Origin of the sequence: Methylobacterium sp. B4, assembly GCF_003201865.1 — a bacterium.
GTDB lineage: Bacteria > Pseudomonadota > Alphaproteobacteria > Rhizobiales > Beijerinckiaceae > Methylobacterium.
The window spans coordinates 52,774-74,379 of the sequence record NZ_QJJJ01000005.1 but is presented as its reverse complement, the minus strand read 5'-3'; the positions used below and the strand labels follow the sequence as shown (position 1 = coordinate 74,379).

Sequence of the window (21,606 nt, the reverse complement as noted above, 5' to 3'; positions counted from 1 at the left end):
AGGGTTTAGCTTTGACGGAGCGGCACGGGGCCGGCCTCGGTCACGAGATGGTCGAGGGGGCGGTCGTGCGGCTCGGCCGGCACGCGCTCGATCTCCTGCACGGAGAAGGCGATGCCGATGGTGAGCACCGGGCCGTTCTTCGAGAGCCGCTCGATCGCCTGATCGTAGTAGCCCGCGCCGTAGCCGATGCGCTGGCCCGCGCGGTCGAAGGCGGCGAGCGGCACGATCAGGGCGGTGGGGTCGAGGGGGGGAAGGTCGTCCCGGGGCTCGCTGAGACCGAAGCCGCCGGTCACCAGTTCCTCGCCCGCGCGCCACTCGCGGAAGACGAGGCCCTGCTTGGTGACCTTCGGCAGAGCCACCCGCTGCCCGCGGGCGAACAGGCGCTCGATCAGCGGGCGCGGGTCGATCTCGCTGCGGATCGGCCAGAAGGCGCCGACCAGCGGCGCCCGGGCGAGTTCGGGCAGCGCCGCAATGGTCTGCGCGGCGCGCAGCGAGCCGGCGGCCCGCTCCTCGGGGGAGAGCGCGTCGCGGCGCGCCAGGGCCTCGCCGCGCAGGCGCGCTTTGAGAGAGCGTTCGGGAGAAGAGTGCGGAGCCACCTGAGCCGTCGGAGTGTCGATCCCGGGAAACCTACAGAGTAGGTGGGCGCCGTGTTGGCCAAGTCCACGGACGAGGCCAGTGACAGCTCCCTAGGGAGTCGATAAGGCCCCGGGGAAAGTTCTCCTGACGAACCCTGCAGCCCCGCCCGCCAGAGATAGACCTGTCGGGGCTCCGGCGCCAGGGGCCCTTCGCGTCGCGGGTGCGAATTTCCGGAGCCGGCGCACAGGCCGGGGCGCGTCAGCCCTGACCCTGTCCCGCCGGATGCCCCGACAGGGCGCGGGCGAGTCGGTCGATGCGCTCGGCGGCGGCGCCGACGCCGCCGGCGAGACGGGCCTGCTCCGCGGCGCCCTGTGCCGCCCGCGCCTCCAGATCGGCGATGCGGCCGCGGGCCTCTTGCAGCTCGTCGGCGAGGGTGAGGGCGGCCATCACGTGCAGGCGCATGTCGCCGATCTCGCCGAAGGTGCCGCGCATCTCGGAGACGCGATCGTCGAAGCTCTTGGCGAGCGCTGCGAGATGGTCCTCCTCGCCGGGGCCGCAGGCCATGCGGTAGCTCTTGCCGGCGATGGTGACGTTGACGTGCGGCATCCGCGAAGACTCTGACTGACACTCACCGGCCGGCGGGGCCGGACAGCACGTCTTCCACCGTCTCGATGGCGCGATCGAGGCGGCGGTTCACCTCGCCCGTGGTGGTGGTCACCCGCGCGAGTCGGGCGCCCGCCGCGTCCAGCTCCGCGGCCAGGCGGACCCGATCCTCTTCGAGCAGCGCGAACTCCGTCTCCCGGTCGCCGCGGCTGCGCTCCATCTCGAGCTTGCGGGCGACCGTCGTCTCGAGGAGCGCCAGGGCCGCGTCGAGCCGGTGGAGGGCTTCCTCCAGAGGGGGGGCGTCCTGCCCCTTCGCCTGCACTGCCTTCGCCATGTCCGCCCTGGTTCACCCGATCGATCGAAGCCACGCGACGCGTCTCGCATCCCCGTGGTCGGCAGGGAACGACGGGGATCGACAGATCATCGCGCCGGTCTTCGCACGCGCCGTCCCGAAAACGTGACCGTTGAAAGTTACAGGCAAGGGCAATCGAAATGCCAGCCGATTCACAGCCCCCAGGGGATCTTGTCTGCAATCTTTGACAGCCCCCCTCACCATGTTAGACAGCCGGCGCCCGGCCCTGCTCCCCCGGTGCGGGGCCGCCCCAACGGAATCCTGACATCGTGACCCGTCCCGGCCTCCCGCTCGAACCGTCCGCCGACCGGACGGGTGCGGCGCGCCCCGCGGTTCATCCCAGGTTCAGTGCCGCCCCGCATGGAGCGGTCCCGCTGTCATCGGGCGACGCGCGCCAACGCCGTCGACCGGCCCCACCGGTCCCCCATCGGCGCGCAGGCGCGCCCCATCACGAAGGAGTCACGCCGTGACCGTCAAGGTTGCCATCAACGGGTTCGGGCGCATCGGCCGCAACGTGCTGCGGGCCATCGTCGAGGCCGGCCGCACCGACATCGAGGTCGTGGCCATCAACGATCTCGGCCCGGTCGAGACCAACGCCCACCTGCTGCGCTACGATTCCGTGCACGGCCGCTTCCCGGCCGAGGTGGCGGTGGAGGGCGACGACATCGTCATCAACGGCAAGCGCATCCGCGTCACCGCCGTGCGCAACCCCGCCGAGCTGCCCCACGGTGCGCTGGGCGTGGACATCGCGCTCGAATGCACGGGCATCTTCACCTCGAAGGACAAGGCCAAGGCTCACCTCGATGCCGGCGCCAAGCGCGTGCTCGTCTCGGCCCCCGCCGACGGCGCCGACCTGACGGTGGTCTACGGCGTGAATCACGACCGGCTGACGGGCGAGCACCTCGTCGTCTCCAACGCCTCATGCACCACGAACTGCCTCGCGCCGGTCGCCAAGGTGCTCGACGAGACGGTGGGGATCGAGCGCGGTTTCATGACCACGATCCACTCCTACACCAACGACCAGCCCTCGTTGGACCAGATGCACAAGGATCTCTACCGGGCCCGCGCCGCGGCGCTCTCGATGATCCCGACCTCGACCGGTGCGGCCAAGGCCGTCGGCCTCGTCCTGCCGGAGCTGAAGGGCAAGCTCGACGGCACCGCGATCCGCGTCCCGACCCCGAACGTCTCGGCGGTCGATCTGGTCTTCACCGCCAAGCGCCAGACCTCGGTCCAGGAAATCAACGACGCGATCAAGGCCGCCGCCGCCGGCCCGCTCAAGGGCGTGCTCGGCGTGACCGACCGGCCGAACGTGTCGATCGACTTCAACCACGACCCGCACTCGTCCACCTTCCACCTCGACCAGACCAAAGTCATGGACGGCACCTTCGTGCGCATCCTGTCCTGGTACGACAACGAGTGGGGCTTCTCGAACCGCATGGCCGACACCGCCGTGGCCATGGCCAAGCTGATCTGACGCTCTAGCTTCAGCGTCACGAGGGCGGCCGGACCTTTCGGTTCCGGCCGCTCGTCGAAGCCTCCAGGATCCCTGGGCGAGCCTGCCTCGCCGAAGCTCAAGGTGCGTTACGCGATGACCGACCCCTCGCCGACCAAGCCTTCCGGGACCGACTTCATCCCCACCAAGCCGACCCCTGCGCCGGCACCCGCCAGGGCGGAGGCACCGACGGCTCCGGTCTCCGCGAGCCGCGCCGAGCCCTCGGCCGCCGCTCCGGTCAACCACGCCGACCAGCTGGCCCGCATCGAGGACAAGACGGCGCGCATCGAGGACAAGTACGCCCGCTCCGAGGCGCTGCTCTCGCGCGTCGAGGAGAAGGTCGAATCCGCCTCCACCCGCATGAACGATGCCGCGCGTCAGGCCGACCTCTCGTCGCTGCGCAGCGAAGTCCGCACCCTGTCCGACCGGGTCAGCCGCCTGCCCGGCACCGGCGCGCTGGTGCTGACCGCGATCATCACCGCCGTGCTCACGGTCGCGCTGATGGTGGCCGTGCAGCGGCTGAACCTCGACCGGATGCTGCCCCACGGCGTCGGCGGCCAGCAGACCGCGCCCGCCAATCCTCCGGCCTCCAACCCCTAAGAAGCGATCTGACGCCGCCATGACGGATTTCCGCACCCTCGACGATGCCGGCCCGCTCCAGGGCAAGCGCGTGCTGCTGCGCGTCGATCTCAACGTGCCGATGGACGGCGGCCGTGTCACTGACGCGACCCGCATCGAGCGGGTGGTGCCGACGATCCGCGAGATCGCCGATGCCGGCGGCCGGGTGATCCTGCTCGCGCATTTCGGCCGTCCGAAGGGCAAGCCGGACCCGAAGGATTCGCTGAAGCCGATCCTGGCGACGCTCTCGGAGAAGGTCGGCCGTCCGGTCGCCTTCGGCCCGGATTGCGTCGGCGAGGCCGCCGCCTCCGCCGTCTCGGCCCTGAAGGACGGCGACGTGCTGCTCCTCGAAAATACCCGCTACCACGCGGGCGAGGAGAAGAACGATCCCGACTTCGCCCGGGCGCTGGCCGCCAACGGCGACATCTACGTCAACGAGGCCTTCTCCGCCGCCCACCGCGCGCATGCCTCGACGGAAGGGCTCGCCCGCCTGCTGCCCGCCTATGCCGGCCGGCTGATGCAGGCCGAGCTCGACGCGCTGACCAAGGGGCTGGAATCTCCGGCTCGGCCCGTCATCGCCATCGTCGGCGGCGCCAAGGTCTCGACCAAGATCGACCTCCTGGAAAACCTCGTCGCCAAGGTCGACATGCTGGTGATCGGCGGCGGCATGGCCAACACCTTCCTGCACGCGCAGGGCAAGGATGTCGGCAAGTCGCTCTGCGAGAAGGATCTCGCCGAGACCGCGACCCGCATCCTGGCGGCGGCCAAGGAAAAGAACTGCACCATCATCCTGCCGGCCGACGCGCTGGTCGCCCGCGAGTTCAAGGCCAATGCCGAGAACGAGACGGTGGCGATCGATGCGGTGCCCTCCGACGCGATGATCCTCGATGTCGGCGCTGCCTCCATCGCCACCATCGACGGCGCCATCGACGAAGCCCGCACGCTGGTCTGGAACGGCCCGCTCGGCGCCTTCGAACTGACGCCCTTCGACACCGGCACCGTGGCGGTGGCCCAGCACGCGGCGGCCCGCACCCGGGCCGGCCAGCTCGTCAGCGTGGCCGGCGGCGGCGACACCGTGGCGGCCCTCAACCATGCGGGTGTCGGCGAGGCGTTCTCCTACGTCTCCACCGCGGGCGGCGCCTTCCTCGAATGGCTGGAGGGCAAGGAACTGCCCGGCGTCGAGGCCCTGCGAACCAAGAGCTGAGACGACGACGCCCCCGCCTCTTCTTCCCGCCGCGGGGAGGGGAGGGCCGGCCACCGTTCCGTGACCTATAAAGGGCTTCAGCGAAGGCCCAACCGCGCGAGGTATCGATCCATGGCACGCATCACCCTTCGGCAGCTTCTCGATCACGCCGCCGAGTACGGCTACGGCGTGCCCGCGTTCAACCTGAACAACATGGAGCAGGGGCTCGCCATCATGGCGGCGGCGGATGCCACCGATTCCCCCGTGATCCTCCAGGCCAGCCGCGGCGCGCGCGCCTACGCCAACGACATCGTGCTGGCCAAGCTCATCGACGGCCTCGTCGAGATCTATCCGCACATTCCCGTCTGCATGCATCTCGACCACGGCAACAACGAAGCCACCTGCGCCACCGCGATCCAGTACGGCTTCACCTCCGTCATGATGGACGGCTCGCTGAAGGCCGACGGCAAGACTCCGGCGGACTACGCCTACAATGTCGAGATCACCCGCAACGTCACCAAGATGGCCCACTGGGCCGGCGTCTCGGTCGAGGGCGAGCTCGGCGTGCTCGGCTCCCTGGAGAGCGGCACCGGCGAGGCCGAGGACGGGCACGGCGCCGAGGGCGAACTCTCCCACGACCAGCTCCTCACCGACCCGGAAGAGGCGGTAAAGTTCGTGCGCGAGACCAAGGTCGACGCGCTGGCGGTGGCCATGGGCACCAGTCACGGGGCCTACAAGTTTACTCGCCAGCCCGACGGCGACGTGCTCGCGATGAACGTGATCGAGGAGATCCACCGCCGCCTGCCGACGACCCACCTCGTCATGCACGGCTCGTCCTCCGTGCCGCAGGAGCTGCAGGACATCATCAACCGGTACGGCGGCCAGATGAAGCCGACCTGGGGTGTGCCGGTCGAGGAGATCCAGCGCGGCATCAAGCACGGCGTGCGCAAGATCAACATCGACACCGACAACCGCATGGCGATGACCGGTCAGATCCGCCGGGTGCTCACCGAGACCCCGGAGGAGTTCGACCCGCGCAAGTACCTGAAGCCCGCCATGGAGGCGATGACCAAGCTCTGCAAGCAGCGCTTCGAAGAGTTCGGCACCGCCGGCCAGGGCACCAAGATCCGTCCGATCTCGGTGGCCGAGATGGCCAAGCGCTACGCCAGCGGCTCGCTCGACCCGCGCATCGACGCCTGAAGCGAAAGCGAACCCATGGCCGAGACCGAGACGGCGGGGCCGGCGCCCCGCCTCGCCCTCCTCACCCCCTACGGCCTCGGCGCGTCCGAGGCCGAGGCCACCGCTCACGCGCTCGAGGCGGCCTGCGGGGCGGGGGACGTGGCGGCGGTGATCCTGCGGCTCGCGGCGGGTGACGAACGCAGCCTGATCAACCTCGTCAAGCAACTGGCGCCCCCGGCCCAGGCGGGCGGCGCGGCGGTGCTCGTGTCCATCCCCAACTTTGACGGCGATATCGTCTCGGTCGCGGCCCGCGGCGGGGCGGACGGCGTCCATCTCGACCGGGCGGATGAGACCGCCCTGCGCGACCTGCGCGGGCGCCTGCGCGACGGGCGCATCCTCGGGACCGGCGGCGTGCTCGGCTCGCGGGATGCGGCGATGGTCGCGGGCGAGACCGGAGTCGACTACCTGATGTTCGGCGGCCTCTTTCCCGACGGGGTCGCGCCCGACGCCGACGAGGTGCGCGAGCGCGCCACGTGGTGGGCGGAGATCTTCGAGACGCCCTGCATCGCCGTGGCCGCTGCCGCCGACGAGGTGGCTGCCCTGGCCGCGACGGGTGCGGAGTTCGTCGCCCTGGAGAGCGCCCTCTGGCTCGGCGATCCCGAGGGCGTGCGGACGGCGCAGGCGCAACTCGATACGGTGCGATGACCGTAGACCGACCGACGGCTCCGACGCGTCTGTGGCCTGCCGCGCTGAGCGCGTGCGCGCTCTTGCTGGTTGGCGCGACCGGTCTGCTTGCCGCGCCGAAGGCGCCCACGACGCGCGAGCCCCCGGCGCAGGTCGCTCCGCCCAAGGCGGATGCCGGCGGCCTCAAGCGCGAATTGCCTTCACCCTACACGCCCAACGCGAAGGGTGCGCAGCCGCCGAGCGCGAACCCGAACGCGGACGCGGCCTACGGCGCCTACCAGCGCGGGCGCTACGTCACCGCCTTCCGCGAGGCGACCAAGCGCATCGAGACCAACCCCAAGGACGCCGCGGCGATGACGCTGCTGGGCGAGTTGTACAACCAGGGCCTCGGGGTGAAGCAGGACCCGAAGCGGGCGCTGGATTGGTACCGGCTCGCTGCGGCGCAGAACGACGCCCACGCCATGGCCTCGCTCGGACTGATGGCGATGGACGGGCGCGGCCAGCCGAAGGACCCGAAGGCCGGGCGCAGCTGGCTCGAACAGGCGGCGAGCAAGGGCGAGCCCAGCGCCAGCTACAACCTCGCCCTGATCCAGATCGGCAGCGACCGGCCGGAGGATCTCACCGCCGCCGTCGCCAATTTCCGCAAGGCGGCGGACGCCGAGATCTCGGCCGCGCAATACGCGCTGGGCGTGCTCTACCTCCAGGGAAGGGGCGTGACCAAGGACACGGTCCAGGCCGCGCAGTGGTTCCGCCGCGCCGCCGACAACGGCGATCTCGGCGCCGAGGTCGAGTTCGCCATCCGGCTGTTCAACGGCGACGGCGTCACCAAGGACGAGGCGCGCGCCGCCCGCTACTTCCTGCACGCGGCCCAGCGCGGCAACGCCATCGCCCAGAACCGCATCGCCCGGCTCTATGCTGCCGGCCGCGGCGTGCCGAAGAACCTCGTCGAGGCCGCGGGCTGGAACCTCGCCGCCGCGGCGCAGGGGCGCTCCGACGAAACGCTCGATCAGGCGACCGCCGGCCTCAATGCGGAGGAGCGCAAGCGCGCCGAGGCCCTGGCGGCCGAACGGGCGAAGCTCCAGCCCTAGGCGCAGCGGCTCCGGCCCGCGCGACCATGTGACTGTCGCCGCTCCACGCCTTCCCGTAGAAGTCGTGGACAGGAGCCCGAATGACTGCCAGCCTTCTCCGTCGCAAGACCCTGCAGCAGGAGCCCGACGGAGAGCGCCGCCTTGCCCGGACGCTCGGCTGGCCGCACCTCGTCGCCCTCGGCGTCGGAGCGATCGTCGGAACCGGCATCCTCACGCTGATCGGCGTCGGGGCCGGCAAGGCCGGACCGGCGGTGATCCTGTCCTTCGCCATCGCCGGCGCGATCTGCGCCTGCGCCGCGCTCGCCTATGCCGAGATGGCGACGATGATCCCAGTCTCGGGCAGCGCCTACACCTACAGCTACGTCGTGCTCGGCGAGGTCTTCGCCTGGATCGTCGGCTGGAGCCTGATCCTCGAATATTCCCTGGTCGTCAGCGCGGTCGCGGTGGGCTGGTCCGGCTACGCGGCGCCCCTGCTGGCGAGCGCCTTCGGTCTTCCTATGGCGCTGATGCAGGGTCCGGAGGCCGGCGGGATCGTCAATCTTCCGGCCATCGGTATCATCGTAGCCGTCGCCGCCCTTCTGCTGCGCGGCACGCGGGAGAGCGCCACGGTGAACGCGGTGCTGGTGCTGGTGAAGATCGCGGCGCTGATCGTGTTCGTGGCCTTCGCCCTGCCGGCTTTCGATCCGGCCCACCTCAGCCCGTTCAGTCCCTTCGGCTTCCCCAAGAGCGTGCAGGCCGACGGGGTCGAGCGGGGCGTCATGGCGGCGGCGGCCATCATCTTCTTCGCCTTCTACGGCTTCGATGCCATCGCCACCGCCGCGGAGGAAACGCGCAACCCCGGCCGCGACCTGACGATCGGCATCGTCGGCTCGATGGTTGCCTGCGTCGTGATCTACGTTGCCGTGGCGGTCGCGGCGGTCGGCGCCGTGGCCTATACGCGCTTCTCCGACAGCCCGGAGCCGCTGGCCCTCATCCTGCGCGAACTCGGTCGGCCGCTGGTGGCGCAGTATCTCGCGGTCTCGGCCGTCGTCGCGTTGCCGACCGTCATCCTGGCCTTCTTCTACGGCCAGAGCCGCATCTTCTTCACCATGGCCCGGGACGGCATGCTGCCCCGGAGTCTCGCGGCGGTGTCGTCCGCCGGCAGCCCGGTCCGGATCACGCTGTTCACCGCCGCCCTCGTGGTCGTGCTGGCCGGCTTCATTCCGCTGGGGCAGCTCGCCGCGCTCGCCAATGCGGGGACGCTGGCGGCCTTCATGGCGGTCGCCGCCTGCCTGCTGGTGATGCGCCGCCGCGCACCGGACGCTCCCCGCACCTTCCGTGCGCCGGCCCCCTGGCTGGTCGGCACGGTCACGCTGCTCGGATGCGGCTACCTGTTCTACAGCCTGCCCGCCTCGACCCAGCTCTGGTTCCTGATCTGGAACGCCATCGGCCTGATGTTCTACCTATCCTACGGCCGCAAGCGCGCGGTGGTCGCGACCGGCTGATCGATCGCGAGATCGCGCAGCACCGCCGGGATCAGCTCGGGCAGATCCTCGGAGATCAGGCCGGGGCCGAAGCGCAGGCCCGCATCTCCGTGCAGCCAGACGGCGGCGCAGGCCGCCTCGAACGGTGCCATCCCCTGCGCGAGCAATCCGGCGATCAGGCCGGCCAGCACGTCGCCGGAGCCCGCCGTGCCGAGATGCGGCGAGCCGTGGTCGTTGATGGCGAGCCGCCCGTCGGGGGCCGCGATCACCGTGTCCGCGCCCTTGAGCACCACGACCGCCCCGGCGATCGCCGCCGCCCGCGCCGCGCGCGCGTGCTTCGCGAGCCCGTCCGCCACGGCCTCGGTACCCGAGAACAGCCGCGCGAACTCCCCCTCGTGCGGCGTGAGCACGGCGCGTGCCTCGCCGTCGCGGATCTGGCGGGCCAGCGTACGGACCTCGCTGCGGAAGCTCGTCAGCGCGTCGGCGTCGAGCACGAGCGCGCGGCCGGCCCCGGCCGCCACCCCGACGAGGTCGCAGGTCGCCGGACCGGTGCCGAGGCCAGGGCCGAGCAGAAGCGCGTTCAGCCGCTCGTCGGCCAGCATGTCGTCGAGATCGTCGGCGCTCTCGCAGGGGCGGAGCATGATCGCGGTGAGGTGGGCGGCGTTCTCCGGCAGTGCAGAGGCCGGCGAGGCCATGGTCACGAGCCCGGCGCCGACCCGGAGGGCTCCGCGGGCGGCAAGGCGCGCCGCGCCGGTCCGGTAGGCGGGGCCGGAGAGCACCAGGGCGTGGCCGCGGGTGTATTTGTGGCTGGCGGCGGTGAGCCGCGGAAGCGTCCACAGACCCGGCCCGTTGCGATAGAGTGCCGCCGCTTCCCCGGCGATGCCGGCCGAGAAGGCGGCCTCGCCTGTGCCGATCTCGGCGATGTGGAGCGCGCCGCAGCGGCTCCGGCCCGGCTCCAGCAGGTGGCCCGGCTTGAGCGCGACGAAGGTCACCGTCTCCGTCGCCTGGATCGCGGCTCCGCGCACGGCGCCGGTATCGCCGTCGACACCGCTCGGCACGTCCACCGCGAGCACGGAGCAGCCTGCCCGGTTGACCGCCTCCACGAGGGCGCGCCCGAGACCCTCCAGATCGCGGCACAGGCCGGCACCGAACAACGCGTCGATGACGAGGTCGGTCTCGCCGAGTTCGGCCTCGGCCGTGCCGACCGGAGCGGTCCAGGCCGCAGCGGCGAGCGCCGCATCGCCTTCGAGGGCCGCCCGCTCGCCCAGCAGGCGCAGATCCACCCGGTAGCCGCTCTCGGCCAGCAGCCGGGCGGCGACGAAGCCGTCTCCGCCGTTGTTGCCCGGCCCGCACAGAACCAAGACACGCCCGTTTGCCGGCAGACGAGCCCGCGCCCGTTCGGCGACGGCGGCGCCCGCTGCCTCCATCAGCGTCAGCCCGGACGTGCCGGCCGCGATCGCCGCCGCATCGACCCGGCGCATCGCCTCAACGGTGAGCAGACGATCCGCGCTTCCAGGGGATTTCACCCGCTCTTGCATGCAACCGGCCCATCCTCTGCCTGAAATTTCATCGATTGCGACGAAATTGCCTAGAAATTCTGCTTTGTTTGCATATTCCACGTGCAGCTTACCGAAGGCTCCTTCCAAAACGGCGTGGCGGTCAGGCCCCGGCGATGGTAGATAAATGGAGGAGTAAGAGACGCACGCGGAACGGGCTTTTCCGGATGAAGAAGATCGAGGCGATCATCAAGCCGTTCAAGCTCGACGAGGTGAAGGAGGCGCTCCAAGAAGTCGGCCTCCAGGGCATCACCGTGATCGAGGCGAAGGGCTTCGGCCGGCAGAAGGGCCACACCGAGCTGTATCGCGGCGCCGAGTACGTCGTGGACTTTCTTCCCAAGGTGAAGCTGGAGATCGTGCTCTCGGACGCGCTGGTGGAGGGCGCCGTGGAGGCGATCCGCAAATCCGCTCAGACCGGCCGGATCGGCGACGGCAAGATCTTCGTCTCGACGATCGAGGAAGCGATCCGCATCCGCACGGGCGAGACCGGCTCGGACGCGATCTGATCCGGCCGCATTCGCGGACATCGAGGCAGGGACGCGCGGTTCTGGCCCGCTTCGTGTAGGGCCGGCAGCATCCGCGCTCATGCCGCAAGAGCGCCGTAGCCGAGCGACGCCGTGCCCGATCTCGACACCATCGTGAAGGACATCGCCGAGGAGATGCGGGCCCGGCCCGATCGCGGCGAGGTGGCGCGCTACATCCCGGAACTGGCGCGCATCGATCCGCAGGGCTTCGGCCTCGTGGTGATCGATGGCGAGGGCCGCGTCGCCGCCGGGGGCGATGCCGATATCCCCTTCTCGATCCAGAGCATTTCCAAGGTCTTCACCCTCACGCTGGCGCTCGGCATGGTCGGCGACCGGCTCTGGCGCCGGGTCGGCCGCGAGCCGTCGGGCAGCCCGTTCAACTCCATCGTCCAGCTGGAGCGCGAGGAAGGGATTCCGCGCAATCCCTTCATCAATGCCGGTGCCATCGCCGTCACCGATCTGATCCTGTCGGGCCACCAGCCCCGTGAAGCGCTGGGCGAGATCCTGCGCTTCATGCAGTTCGTCGCGCAGGACAGCGGTATCGCCATCGACGAGACGGTCGCGGCCTCGGAGAAGCGCACGGGCTTCCGCAACGCGGCGCTCGCCAACTACATGCGCTCCTTCAACGTGATCGAGAACCCGGTCGATTACACGCTGGGCGTCTATTTCCACCACTGCGCCATCGCGATGACCTGCCGGCAGCTCGCCACGGCCGGGCTGTTCCTGGCCTATTCCGGCCACCACCCGCTGGCCGGGCATTCGGTGATCTCGGCCGAGCGCGCGCGGCGCATCAACGCCATCATGCTCACCTGCGGCCACTACGACGGTTCGGGCGACTTCGCCTACCGGGTCGGCCTGCCGGGCAAGAGCGGCGTCGGCGGCGGCATCCTGGCGGTGGCGCCCGGAAAGGCTTCGATCTGCGTCTGGTCACCGGGGCTCGACGCGGCCGGTAACTCCCATCTCGGGCGTATCGCCCTGGAGATGCTGGTAAAACGCACGGGCTGGTCGATTTTCGGGGGGTGAGCGAGCCCCGGCTGTCCCGACATTCAACCCTCCGCCACATCCTGAGGGGTCGGAGCGAAGCCGAGATCTCCAAGGATCGTCCAAGGATCGTCCAAGGATCGCGCGGGATCCGGAGGATCCTTCGAGGCCCGCTGGTGCGGGCGGCTCAGGATGAGGAGGAGGGTGGGACGAAACAAAAAACCGCCCCCACCTCGCGGCGGGAACGGCCTGTCTCACGTCATGCTGTTCGGCCTCGAAAGTCCTACGCGACGGCCCGCTCGGCGGCTTCGTTCGGAAGCGGCACCTCGGAGATCGTCTTCAGAACCTGCGAGGCGATCTGGTAGGGGTCGCCCATGGAGTTCGGGCGGCGGTCCTCAAGGTAGCCCTTGTAGCCGTTGTTGACGAAGGAGTGGGGCACGCGCACCGATGCGCCGCGGTCCGCCACGCCGTAGGAGAACTTGTTCCACGGCGCCGTCTCGTGCTTGCCGGTCAGGCGCATGTGGTTGTCGGGGCCGTAGACGGCGATGTGGTCGTCGAGGTTGCGCTCGAAGGCCGCCATCATGGCCTCGAAATACTCCTTGCCGCCGGTCTCGCGCATGAACGTCGTCGAGAAGTTGCAGTGCATGCCCGAGCCGTTCCAGTCGGTGTCGCCGAGCGGCTTGCAATGGTACTCGATGTCGATCTCGTAGGCCTCGCACAGGCGCTGGAGCAGGTAGCGGGCCATCCACATCTCGTCGGCGGCCTTCTTGGAGCCCTTGCCGAAGATCTGGAATTCCCACTGGCCCTTGGCCACCTCGGCGTTGATGCCCTCGTGGTTGATTCCGGCGGCGAGGCACAGGTCGAGGTGCTCCTCGACGATCTTGCGCGCGATCGGGCCGGCATTCGAGGCGCCGACACCGCAATAGTAGGGGCCCTGCGGGGCGGGGTAGCCGGTCTCGGGGAAGCCGAGCGGGCGGCCGTTCTTGTAGAGGAAATATTCCTGCTCGAAGCCGAACCAGGCGCCGGCATCGTCGAGGACGGTGGCGCGCTTGTTCGACGGGTGCGGGGTCTTGCCGTCCGGCATCATCACTTCGCACAGCACCAGCACGCCGTTGGTGCGGGCCGGGTCGGGGAAGTGGCGCACGGGCTTCAGCACGCAGTCGGAGGAGGAGCCCTCGGCCTGCAGGGTGGAGCTGCCGTCGAAGCCCCAGAGCGGGAGCTGCTCGAAGGTCGGGAAGGTGTCGTATTCCTTGACCTGCGTCTTGCCACGCAGGTTCGGAGTCGGCGTGTAACCGTCGAGCCAGATGTACTCGAGCTTAAACTTGGTCATTCCCAGTCTCTCGTACCTTGAGGATCCGTGTCCTGACGAAACCTTTGCGGAACCGGCGCCGTTGAGAGCCTGCATCCCCGGCGGAACCCTCGCGCCTCCGGCAGGCTTTCCCTGCCGCGTCTGGCGCCGATCCACCGATGAAGCAGGGCGCCTGCCCGCCCCCCGAGCGGCCGCTGTGCGGGCGGACGCTTCGGTCTGCCTCCTAGCATTTCATGTGCCAAGTTGAACCGCGCTCCGCGCGTCGCGCCTGCGGCAAAGTCGACCGCGCTGGCTGAGCGAGACGGGGACGAAAGCTCTCGAAAGCACCGTCGCTGCGCGGATTTTTTGCCTTTTGGTGGGTGGCAACTGCGCAGCGCGAACGATATCGTCCGCGCCGGCCGGCGAGACCGGCCGGAGGCGCGAGAGGGGACGGTGCCCGGATCAGGAGCCAAGTGTCTCGCCACGTGCCTCTCACGGAATGCCCCCCGCGCCGCAGCGTCCGGACGGAGACCGCCCGGCTTTCGGGAGGACGGTGAGTACGCCGCGCCGCAGCTGCGGCGCGCGCGTTCGAGGCACGCGCATCCCGCGCGAGGCATTCCGCGATCCATCGGGCCGGCCGCGTCCCACGGATCGACCGGCCGGGAGACCGCCCCGAGAACGGGACACCATCCGCCGTCCCGACTTCAGATTTTCCCGAGGAGACGTACAGCATGAATACGGCCGCCGATGTGCTGAGGGCCATCAAGGACAATGACGTCAAGTACGTCGACTTCCGCTTCACCGACCCGCGCGGCAAGTGGCAGCACGTGACCTTCGACGTCTCCTTGATCGACGAGGAGATGTTCCAGGACGGCACCATGTTCGACGGTTCGTCGATCGCCGGCTGGAAGGCGATCAACGAGTCCGACATGCTGCTGATGCCGGACCCGGTCACGGCCTGCATGGACCCGTTCTTCTCCGCCTCCACCATGTCGATCGTCTGCGACGTGCTCGAGCCCTCGACCGGCGAGCCCTACGCCCGCGATCCGCGCTCGACCGCCAAGCTCGCCGAGGCCTATCTGCGCTCCACCGGCATCGGCGACACGATCTATGTCGGCCCCGAGGCCGAGTTCTTCGTGTTCGACGACGTGAAGTTCGGTGCCGACCCCTACCATACCGGCTTCCAGCTCGACTCGACCGAGCTGCCGACCAACGGCTTCACCGATTACGAGGGCGGCAACCTCGGCCACCGGGTGCAGACCAAGGGCGGCTACTTCCCCGTCCCGCCGCAGGATTCGGCCCAGGACATGCGCGGCGAGATGCTGGCCGCGATGCAGTCCATGGGCGTGAAGGTCGAGAAGCACCACCACGAGGTGGCCTCCGCCCAGCACGAGCTCGGCATGAAGTTCGACACGCTGACCCTGCTCGCCGACCACATGCAGATCTACAAGTACTGCATCCACAACGTGGCGCAGAGCTACGGCAAGTCCGCCACCTTCATGCCTAAGCCCGTCTACGGCGACAACGGCTCGGGCATGCACGTGCACCAGTCGATCTGGAAGGACGGCAAGCCGCTGTTTGCCGGCGACAAGTATGCCGACCTCAGCCAGGAATGCCTCTGGTACATCGGCGGCATCATCAAGCATGCCAAGGCGCTCAACGCCTTCACCAACCCGTCCACCAATTCCTACAAGCGTCTGGTGCCGGGCTACGAGGCCCCCGTGCTGCTCGCCTACTCGGCGCGCAACCGCTCGGCCTCCTGCCGTATCCCGTGGACGACGAACCCGAAGGCCAAGCGCGTCGAGGTCCGCTTCCCCGATCCGATGGCCAACCCCTACCTCGCCTTCTCGGCGCTGCTGATGGCGGGCCTGGACGGCATCATCAACAAGATCGATCCGGGCCCGGCCATGGACAAGGATCTCTACGACCTGCCCCCGCGGGAGCTGAAGAAGATCCCGACCGTCTGCGGCTCGCTTCGTGAGGCTCTGCAGAACCTCGACAAGGACCGCGCCTTCCTCAAGGCCGGCGGCGTGTTCTCGGACGACCAGATCGACTCGTTCATCGAGCTGAAGATGACCGAGGTGCTGCGCTACGAGATGACCCCGCACCCGATCGAGTTCGTGAACTACTACTCGCTCTAATCCGCTCGCGGCAGCCGCCGCAGGCCCCCTCCGAGAGACCATCGAGCGCCGTGGCCCCCGAGGCTGCGGCGCTTTTCATTTGCCGGCCTGCGGCGGATCCAGGCCGTCTCCTCTCAACATTCGCTCTCAGGCTTCGCGGCGCGGCGATCGGGCTTGGCTCGAAAGCCGTTCTTGATGATCCTAATTCCGCTTCGTTCGGGCAGGACGGGACTATCCGTCACAACTTAGTTCGGAGGCGACGTCGCTCGTCCGAACGCTCGTCTCGTCGGATCCGACGTGTCGATTTATTAGGATTTGTTAGTTTCTATGCCTCGGATCAGAGTGTCCGACGATGAGGCGGCAATGTTGATCCCGCGGCTCCTCCGCCGCCTCCGCGCCTTCTACGTCGTGCAGGAGAACGATCCCGTTCTGGCGGCAGCGCAGTTCCAGGCGCTCGCACGGCAGATCCTGATCCTCTACGCGATCCTCGCCCTGAACGTGGTCGCGCTGGCCTATACGCATTTCGGGCTCGCGCCCGCGGAGCTGATCCTCGGTCCGCCCGTGCTCCTGATCGCAATCGTCGCGGTGCGTTCGCTGGCCTGGATGCGCGCCGTCCGGCAACCGTCCCAGGGGCCGGAAACCTTCGCCCGCCTGCAGGTCATCAACCTCTGGACCCTCTTGCTCGGGATTGGTCTCGCGGTCTGGGCGGCGACGCTGATGGCCTATGGTGGCCTCGCCGAAAACATGCAGGGACTGTTCTTTCTCACCGTCACCATGATGGTCTGCGTGCAGTGCCTCATGCATCTGCGCACCGCCGCCCGCATCCTCACGACGATCGCCATCCCTTTCAGCCTCTACTTCCTCGTCTACGGGGCGCCGCTCCTGCAGGTGACGATCATCAACTACCTATTCGTTCTGATCGGCATGACGATGATGCAGAAGTTCGCCTACGGCGACTTCCGCCGGCTCGTCGCCCTGACCGCGGAGAACGGCCGGCTCGCCCATACCGACGCGCTGACCGGCCTGCCCAACCGCCGCTCCTTCGTGGCGCGGCTGGAGGCGACCGCCGAGCGGGCCCAGGCGCAGGGCGGGTGCTTCGGCCTCGGCGTGATCGATCTCGACGGCTTCAAGCCGGTCAACGACAGCCTCGGCCACGGCGCCGGCGACGCGGTGCTGCGGGAGGTGGCCCGGCGCCTGGAGCGGGCGGGCCTGGGCTGGGTGGCCCGCCTCGGCGGCGACGAGTTCGGCCTCATCGTCGAGGCGGATGCCGATCTCGACGCCCTGGGCCGGCAGCTCTGCGCCCTGCTGCGCGAGCCCTACCTCATCCGCGAGGGGCACGCGCAGATCGGCGCCTCGATCGGCTTCGCGCGCTTCCCCGAAGCGGCCCTGAGTGCCGACAGCCTGATGGAGCGGGCGGATTTCGCGCTCTACCACGCCAAGGTCCGCTGCCGGGGCACGTCCGTGTGCTTCGCGCCCCGGCACGAGGCCCAACTGCGCCGTCAGGCCGCCGTCGAGAAGGCCCTGCGGCGGGCCGATCTCGCGACCGAGTTCCACTTGCACTACCAACCGATCGTGGATGCGGCGAGCGGGCGTGTCGAGGCCTACGAGGCGTTGGCGCGATGGAACAGCCCGACCCTGGGTTCCGTCTCCCCGGCCGACTTCATCCTGGTGGCCGAGCGCAGCGGATTCATCCGCGACCTGACCCGGGCCATGCTCGGGCAGGCCCTCGACACGATGCGGGACTGGCCGGCCGACCGCCGGCTCTCGTTCAATCTTTCGGCCCACGACCTCGCCGCGCCCGAGACCGTCGATCAGCTCATCGCCCTCGTCGTGGAGAGCGGCGTCGATCCGAGCCGGATCGTCTTCGAGGTGACCGAGAGCGGCCTCATGCGCGATCTGGGCGATGCCCGCCGGGTGCTGACCTCCCTCAAGGCGCTCGGGGTGCGCATCGCCCTCGACGATTTCGGGACGGGCTATTCCAGCCTGAGCTACCTGCACCGGCTGCCGGTCGATCGGCTGAAGATCGACCGGAGCTTCGTCACCCAGTGTGCGGAGGATGCGACCGCCCTGAACATCGTCCGCTCGATCCTGGATCTATGCCGCCACCTCGCCCTCGACTGCATCGTGGAAGGGGTGGAGACGCGCGAGCAGATGCAGCTCCTGCGCTCGGTCGGCTGCCGCTCCATGCAGGGCTACCTGTTCCACAAGCCGATGCCGGCGGCCGAGATCGCGGCGTTCGAGGCCGCGTCGCAGGCCGCGATCCAGGCGAATGCGGAGGTCCATCCCGTCGCGGCCTGATCGCGGAACGGCGACGGGGCGGGATCGCTGGGATAGTCTGCGCGGCCCCTCTCCGAGCCGCGAGCCGAACCATGTCCCTGACCGTTCCCGTCATCCTCGGATCCGTGCGTGCCGACCGCGCCGGCATCCGCGCCGCCCGCTTCCTCGTCGCGCAGCTCGAAGCCCGCGGCCACGCGGCGCCCCTGGTCGATCCGGCCGAGCTGCAGCTTCCGCTCCTCGACCGAATGTACAAGGAATACCCGAAGGGCCAGGCGCCCGAGCCGCTGGAGCGGCTGGCGGCGCTCTACCGCCGTGCGGATGCCTTCGTGGTGGTCTCGGCCGAGTACAATCACTCGATCCCGCCCGCGCTGTCCAACACCCTCGACCACTTCCTGGAGGAGTATTTCTGGCGGCCGTCCGGCATCGTCTGCTACTCGGCCGGGCAGTACGGCGGCGTGCGCGCGGCGATGCAGCTGCGGGCGATGCTGGCCGAACTCGGCACGCCGAGCATCCCCTCGCTGCTGCCGATCCCGCGCGTCCAGAAGGCGCTGAGCGAGGCGGGCGAGCCCGCCGAGGACTGGCTCGGCCGTGCCGCCAAGAAGTTCCTCGACGAACTCACGTGGTACGCCGAGGCGCTCAAGACGCAGCGCGCGGGCGGCACGCCGTACTGAACCCTGCCCCTGGCATTCCGTTTGCCCTTCGCAAGGGCTGAGCGGATGCGGAGGGACGGCGAATGAACGCGAGCGTGGAGAGAGTCGGCGAAGCCCTGGCGGAGCTGATCAAGGCGGCCCTGGTCTCGGATGACCGCCGCAGCCTCGGCTTCCGCGAGGCGGCGGCCGCGCGACTCGCTGCCCTCGCCGCCGATCCGCCGGGACCGGAGACGGTGCGGATCGACGGAGCCTGGACCCTGGCGGTCCGTGCCGCCGAGGCGCCCGAGCTTCAGCCGGAGGAGGGGCGGGTGAACCTGACCCTGCCGCGGACATCACCCTTCAGCCTCGCCGAACTCGTGGGGAGCGATTTCGACGTGGACGCGGCAGTCGAGACGATCCGCAAATCCGCTTCCACGGGCTGAGCGGATCGTCGAACCTGTTCACGGGGAGCGCGTCGGCGTTGTCGCGGAGGGGGCAAGAGCCCATCTTCGCAGGACGCCGGGATCGTCAACGGTCTCTCCCGCATCGAAGAATCCTGCGCGCCGGACCCGTTCGGACCGGCGCGGCGAGCCCTGCCCTTGGCCAGACGCATCAATCCGCAAGCGGGTCCGCCCGTTCTTCCCACCCGCGAGCAGATCCTCGCCTTCATCGCCGACACGCCGGGAACGGTGGGCAAGCGCGAGATCGCCAAGGCCTTCGGCCTGAAAGGCGCCGACAAGATCGGGCTCAAGGCGATCCTGAAGCAGATCGAGGAGGAGGGAGCGCTGGATCGCGGCCGTGGCGGTTTCCGCAAGGGCGGCAGCCTGCCTCCCGTCGTGCTGGCCGATATTTCCTCCCGGGATCGGGACGGCGACCTCGTGGCCCGTCCGGCCCAGTGGGACGGGGATGGTGAGGCGCCCAGGATCGTGATCGAGGCGCTTCGCGGCGGGCGCAACGGCAACCGACCGGCCCCCGGCCTCGGCGACCGGGCCCTGATCCGCGTGGCGCCGGACCCGGAGGCACCGGGCCGCTATACCGGCCGCGTCGTCAAGGTGATCGGCAAGAACCGCGCGGAAGTGATCGGCGTCTATCGCGCCGGCCGCGACGGCGGTCGCATCCTGCCGGTGGAGAAGAGGTCGCAAGGCAAGGAGATCGCGATCCCTGCCGGCGAGGAGGGAGAGGCGCGCGACGGAGATCTCGTCAGCGTCGCGGTGGAGCGCGAGACCCGCTTCGGCCTGCCCCGCGGCCGGGTGACCGAGCGCCTCGGCTCGCTCGGCTCGGAGAAGGCGGTCAGTCTGATCGCCCTGCACATCCACAACATCCCCCACGTCTTCCCCAAGGACGTGCTGGCGGAGGCCGACGAGGCCAAGCGGGCGACCAAGCGCGGTCGCGAGGATTGGCGCGAGGCGCCGCTAATCACGATCGACCCGCCCGATGCCAAGGACCACGACGACGCGGTGATGGCCGAGGCCGATCCCGACCCAGCCAACGAGGGTGGCTTCGTCGTCACCGTCGCGATCGCCGACGTGGCGGCCTATATCCGGCCGGGCTCGGCCCTCGACCGTGAGGCGATGCTGCGGGGCAATTCGGTGTACTTCCCCGACCGGGTGGTGCCGATGCTGCCCGAGCGCATCTCGAACGACCTCTGCTCCCTGCGCCAGGGCGAGGACCGGCCGGCGCTGGCCGTGCGCATGACCATCGGTGCCGACGGGGTGAAGCGCGGCCACAGCTTCCACCGCATCCTGATGCGCTCCCACGCCAAGCTCGCCTATGCCCAGGCGCAGGCGGCGATCGACGGTCACTCCGACGACATCACCGGGCCGATTCTGGAGCGTGCGCTCCGCCCGCTCTACGCGGCCTACGCGGCGATGAAGCGGGCCCGCGACGCTCGCGGTCCGCTGGCCCTCGACCTGCCGGAGCGCAAGGTGCTGCTCAACGCCGAGGGCGGCGTCGACCGGGTGATCGTGCCGGAGCGTTTGGAGGCGCACCGGCTGATCGAGGAGTTCATGATCCAGGCCAACGTCGCGGCGGCCGAGACCCTGGAGAAGGCGGGTTCCCCCCTGATCTACCGGGTCCACGACGAGCCGGCGCTGGAGAAGATGCGGGCGCTCTCCGAGGTGCTCGCCTCGGTCGGCATCAAGATGACCAAGGCCGGGGCGCTCCGGCCGGACCTGTTCAACCGCATCCTCGCCCAGGTGGCCGAGAGCGAGCACGCGCCCTTCATCAACGAGGTCGTGCTGCGTTCGCAGGCACAGGCCGTCTACGCTGCACAGAATCTGGGCCATTTCGGCTTGAACCTGCGCCGCTACGCCCACTTCACCTCGCCCATCCGGCGCTACGCCGACCTGATCGTCCACCGCGCCCTCGTGCGTGCCTGCGGATTAGGCAAGGATGGCTTGCCCGGCGACACCACGCCGGGCATGCTCGATGCTGTTTCCGAGCAGATCTCGGCGGCCGAGCGCCGGGCGATGGCGGCCGAGCGCGAGACCATCGACCGGCTCATCGCCGGCTACCTCGCCGACAGGGTGGGCGCCACCTTCTCGGGCCGCATCTCCGGGGTGACGCGCTCCGGGCTGTTCGTGAAGCTCGCCGAGACCGGCGCGGACGGCTTCGTACCGGTCTCCACCATCGGCACCGAGTATTTCCGCCACGACGAGGCCCTGCACGCCCTCGTCGGCGACCGCAGCGGCGAGACCTACCGCCTCGGCGACACGGTCGAGGTGCGCCTCGTGGAGGCGGCGGCGACCGCCGGCGCCCTGCGCTTCGAGATTTTGTCGGAGGGGCGCAGCCGTTCGGGCGCAAAGCAGACCGGAACCAAGACGAGGCCGAGCAAGGCCGCGGTCGCCGCCAAAGCGAAGGCGCGCAAGGGCAAGGCCTCCGCGGGCAAAGCGTTCTCCGGCAAGGCGTTCTCCGGCAAGGCGCGGCCCGGTACGCCGCCCGCGCCCGAGGGCGACGGGTCGCGGCGCCATCGCGGCTCGCGCCGCTGAGCGGAA

At 69.6% G+C, this 21,606-nt stretch carries 19 protein-coding genes and 1 other RNA gene; 14 read left to right on the top strand and 6 right to left on the bottom strand.

Going from position 1 to position 21,606, the window contains the following annotated elements; all coding sequences use genetic code 11:
- Positions 1–5: 5 nt before the first annotated feature.
- The 4 genes from BY998_RS09150 to BY998_RS09135 all read right to left on the bottom strand — a co-directional run bounded on the left by BY998_RS09150 (position 6) and on the right by BY998_RS09135 (position 1,513).
- On the bottom strand, positions 6–596 hold the full coding sequence (locus tag BY998_RS09150) for a 5-formyltetrahydrofolate cyclo-ligase (RefSeq protein ID WP_110351325.1): 591 nt from the start codon (positions 594–596) through the stop codon (positions 6–8).
- Positions 586–742, bottom strand: a non-coding RNA gene (ssrS, locus tag BY998_RS09145) — 6S RNA. Before ssrS ends, BY998_RS09150 begins: the two co-directional genes overlap by 11 nt.
- A 92-nt stretch (positions 743–834) precedes the next feature.
- Positions 835–1,182, bottom strand: a complete 348-nt coding sequence (locus tag BY998_RS09140) for a cell division protein ZapA (RefSeq protein WP_110351324.1) — start codon at positions 1,180–1,182, stop codon at positions 835–837.
- 22 nt (positions 1,183–1,204) lie between these two features.
- Positions 1,205–1,513: a DUF4164 domain-containing protein gene (locus tag BY998_RS09135; RefSeq protein WP_110351323.1), complete on the bottom strand. Its 309-nt coding sequence runs from the start codon at positions 1,511–1,513 to the stop codon at positions 1,205–1,207.
- Between the two features lie 484 nt (positions 1,514–1,997).
- On the opposite strand from BY998_RS09135, the gene gap reads away from it, so the two are divergent.
- From gap to BY998_RS09100, 7 genes are all read left to right on the top strand, one after another.
- Positions 1,998–3,005, top strand: a complete 1,008-nt coding sequence (gene gap / locus BY998_RS09130) for a type I glyceraldehyde-3-phosphate dehydrogenase (RefSeq protein WP_110351322.1) — start codon at positions 1,998–2,000, stop codon at positions 3,003–3,005.
- Between the two features lie 114 nt (positions 3,006–3,119).
- Positions 3,120–3,623: a hypothetical protein gene (locus tag BY998_RS09125; RefSeq protein ID WP_110351321.1), complete on the top strand. Its 504-nt coding sequence runs from the start codon at positions 3,120–3,122 to the stop codon at positions 3,621–3,623.
- Between the two features lie 19 nt (positions 3,624–3,642).
- Positions 3,643–4,845: a phosphoglycerate kinase gene (locus tag BY998_RS09120; protein ID WP_110351320.1), complete on the top strand. Its 1,203-nt coding sequence runs from the start codon at positions 3,643–3,645 to the stop codon at positions 4,843–4,845.
- 111 nt (positions 4,846–4,956) lie between these two features.
- A complete protein-coding gene (gene fba, locus BY998_RS09115; protein WP_110351319.1) occupies positions 4,957–6,024 on the top strand; it encodes a class II fructose-bisphosphate aldolase in 1,068 nt (355 codons plus the stop codon).
- Positions 6,025–6,039: 15 nt separating this feature from the next.
- Positions 6,040–6,708: a thiamine phosphate synthase gene (locus BY998_RS09110; protein ID WP_110351318.1), complete on the top strand. Its 669-nt coding sequence runs from the start codon at positions 6,040–6,042 to the stop codon at positions 6,706–6,708.
- A complete protein-coding gene (locus BY998_RS09105) occupies positions 6,705–7,775 on the top strand; it encodes a tetratricopeptide repeat protein (RefSeq protein WP_110351317.1) in 1,071 nt (356 codons plus the stop codon). The genes BY998_RS09110 and BY998_RS09105 overlap by 4 nt, the downstream gene beginning before the upstream one ends.
- An 80-nt stretch (positions 7,776–7,855) precedes the next feature.
- Positions 7,856–9,259, top strand: coding sequence for an amino acid permease (locus BY998_RS09100; protein WP_110351316.1), 1,404 nt, complete (start codon positions 7,856–7,858; stop codon positions 9,257–9,259).
- Here the strand turns inward: BY998_RS09100 and BY998_RS09095 are convergent.
- A complete protein-coding gene (locus BY998_RS09095) occupies positions 9,223–10,776 on the bottom strand; it encodes an NAD(P)H-hydrate dehydratase (RefSeq protein ID WP_110351315.1) in 1,554 nt (517 codons plus the stop codon). The genes BY998_RS09100 and BY998_RS09095 overlap by 37 nt on opposite strands.
- A gap of 185 nt (positions 10,777–10,961) precedes the next feature.
- Here BY998_RS09095 and BY998_RS09090 point away from each other — a divergent pair, with 185 nt between their 5' ends.
- Positions 10,962–11,300, top strand: coding sequence for a P-II family nitrogen regulator (locus BY998_RS09090; protein WP_009866062.1), 339 nt, complete (start codon positions 10,962–10,964; stop codon positions 11,298–11,300).
- A gap of 111 nt (positions 11,301–11,411) precedes the next feature.
- A complete protein-coding gene (locus tag BY998_RS09085; RefSeq protein ID WP_110351314.1) occupies positions 11,412–12,341 on the top strand; it encodes a glutaminase in 930 nt (309 codons plus the stop codon).
- Between the two features lie 241 nt (positions 12,342–12,582).
- Here BY998_RS09085 and BY998_RS09080 read toward each other — a convergent pair whose 3' ends face one another.
- Positions 12,583–13,629, bottom strand: a complete 1,047-nt coding sequence (locus tag BY998_RS09080; RefSeq protein ID WP_110351313.1) for a glutamine synthetase beta-grasp domain-containing protein — start codon at positions 13,627–13,629, stop codon at positions 12,583–12,585.
- A gap of 689 nt (positions 13,630–14,318) precedes the next feature.
- On the opposite strand from BY998_RS09080, the gene glnA reads away from it, so the two are divergent.
- From glnA to rnr, 5 genes are all read left to right on the top strand, one after another.
- On the top strand, positions 14,319–15,728 hold the full coding sequence (gene glnA, locus BY998_RS09075; RefSeq protein WP_110351312.1) for a type I glutamate--ammonia ligase: 1,410 nt from the start codon (positions 14,319–14,321) through the stop codon (positions 15,726–15,728).
- A gap of 342 nt (positions 15,729–16,070) precedes the next feature.
- Positions 16,071–18,005 carry an EAL domain-containing protein gene (locus tag BY998_RS09070; protein WP_110351311.1) on the top strand — a complete coding sequence of 645 codons (1,935 nt, stop codon included), beginning with the start codon at positions 16,071–16,073 and terminating at the stop codon, positions 18,003–18,005.
- A 71-nt stretch (positions 18,006–18,076) separates the two neighbouring features.
- Positions 18,077–18,655, top strand: a complete 579-nt coding sequence (locus tag BY998_RS09065) for an NAD(P)H-dependent oxidoreductase (RefSeq protein ID WP_110351310.1) — start codon at positions 18,077–18,079, stop codon at positions 18,653–18,655.
- 62 nt (positions 18,656–18,717) lie between these two features.
- Positions 18,718–19,056, top strand: coding sequence for a hypothetical protein (locus BY998_RS09060; RefSeq protein ID WP_110351309.1), 339 nt, complete (start codon positions 18,718–18,720; stop codon positions 19,054–19,056).
- A gap of 156 nt (positions 19,057–19,212) precedes the next feature.
- Positions 19,213–21,600 carry a ribonuclease R gene (gene rnr, locus BY998_RS09055; RefSeq protein WP_110351308.1) on the top strand — a complete coding sequence of 796 codons (2,388 nt, stop codon included), beginning with the start codon at positions 19,213–19,215 and terminating at the stop codon, positions 21,598–21,600.
- Positions 21,601–21,606 lie beyond the last annotated feature (6 nt).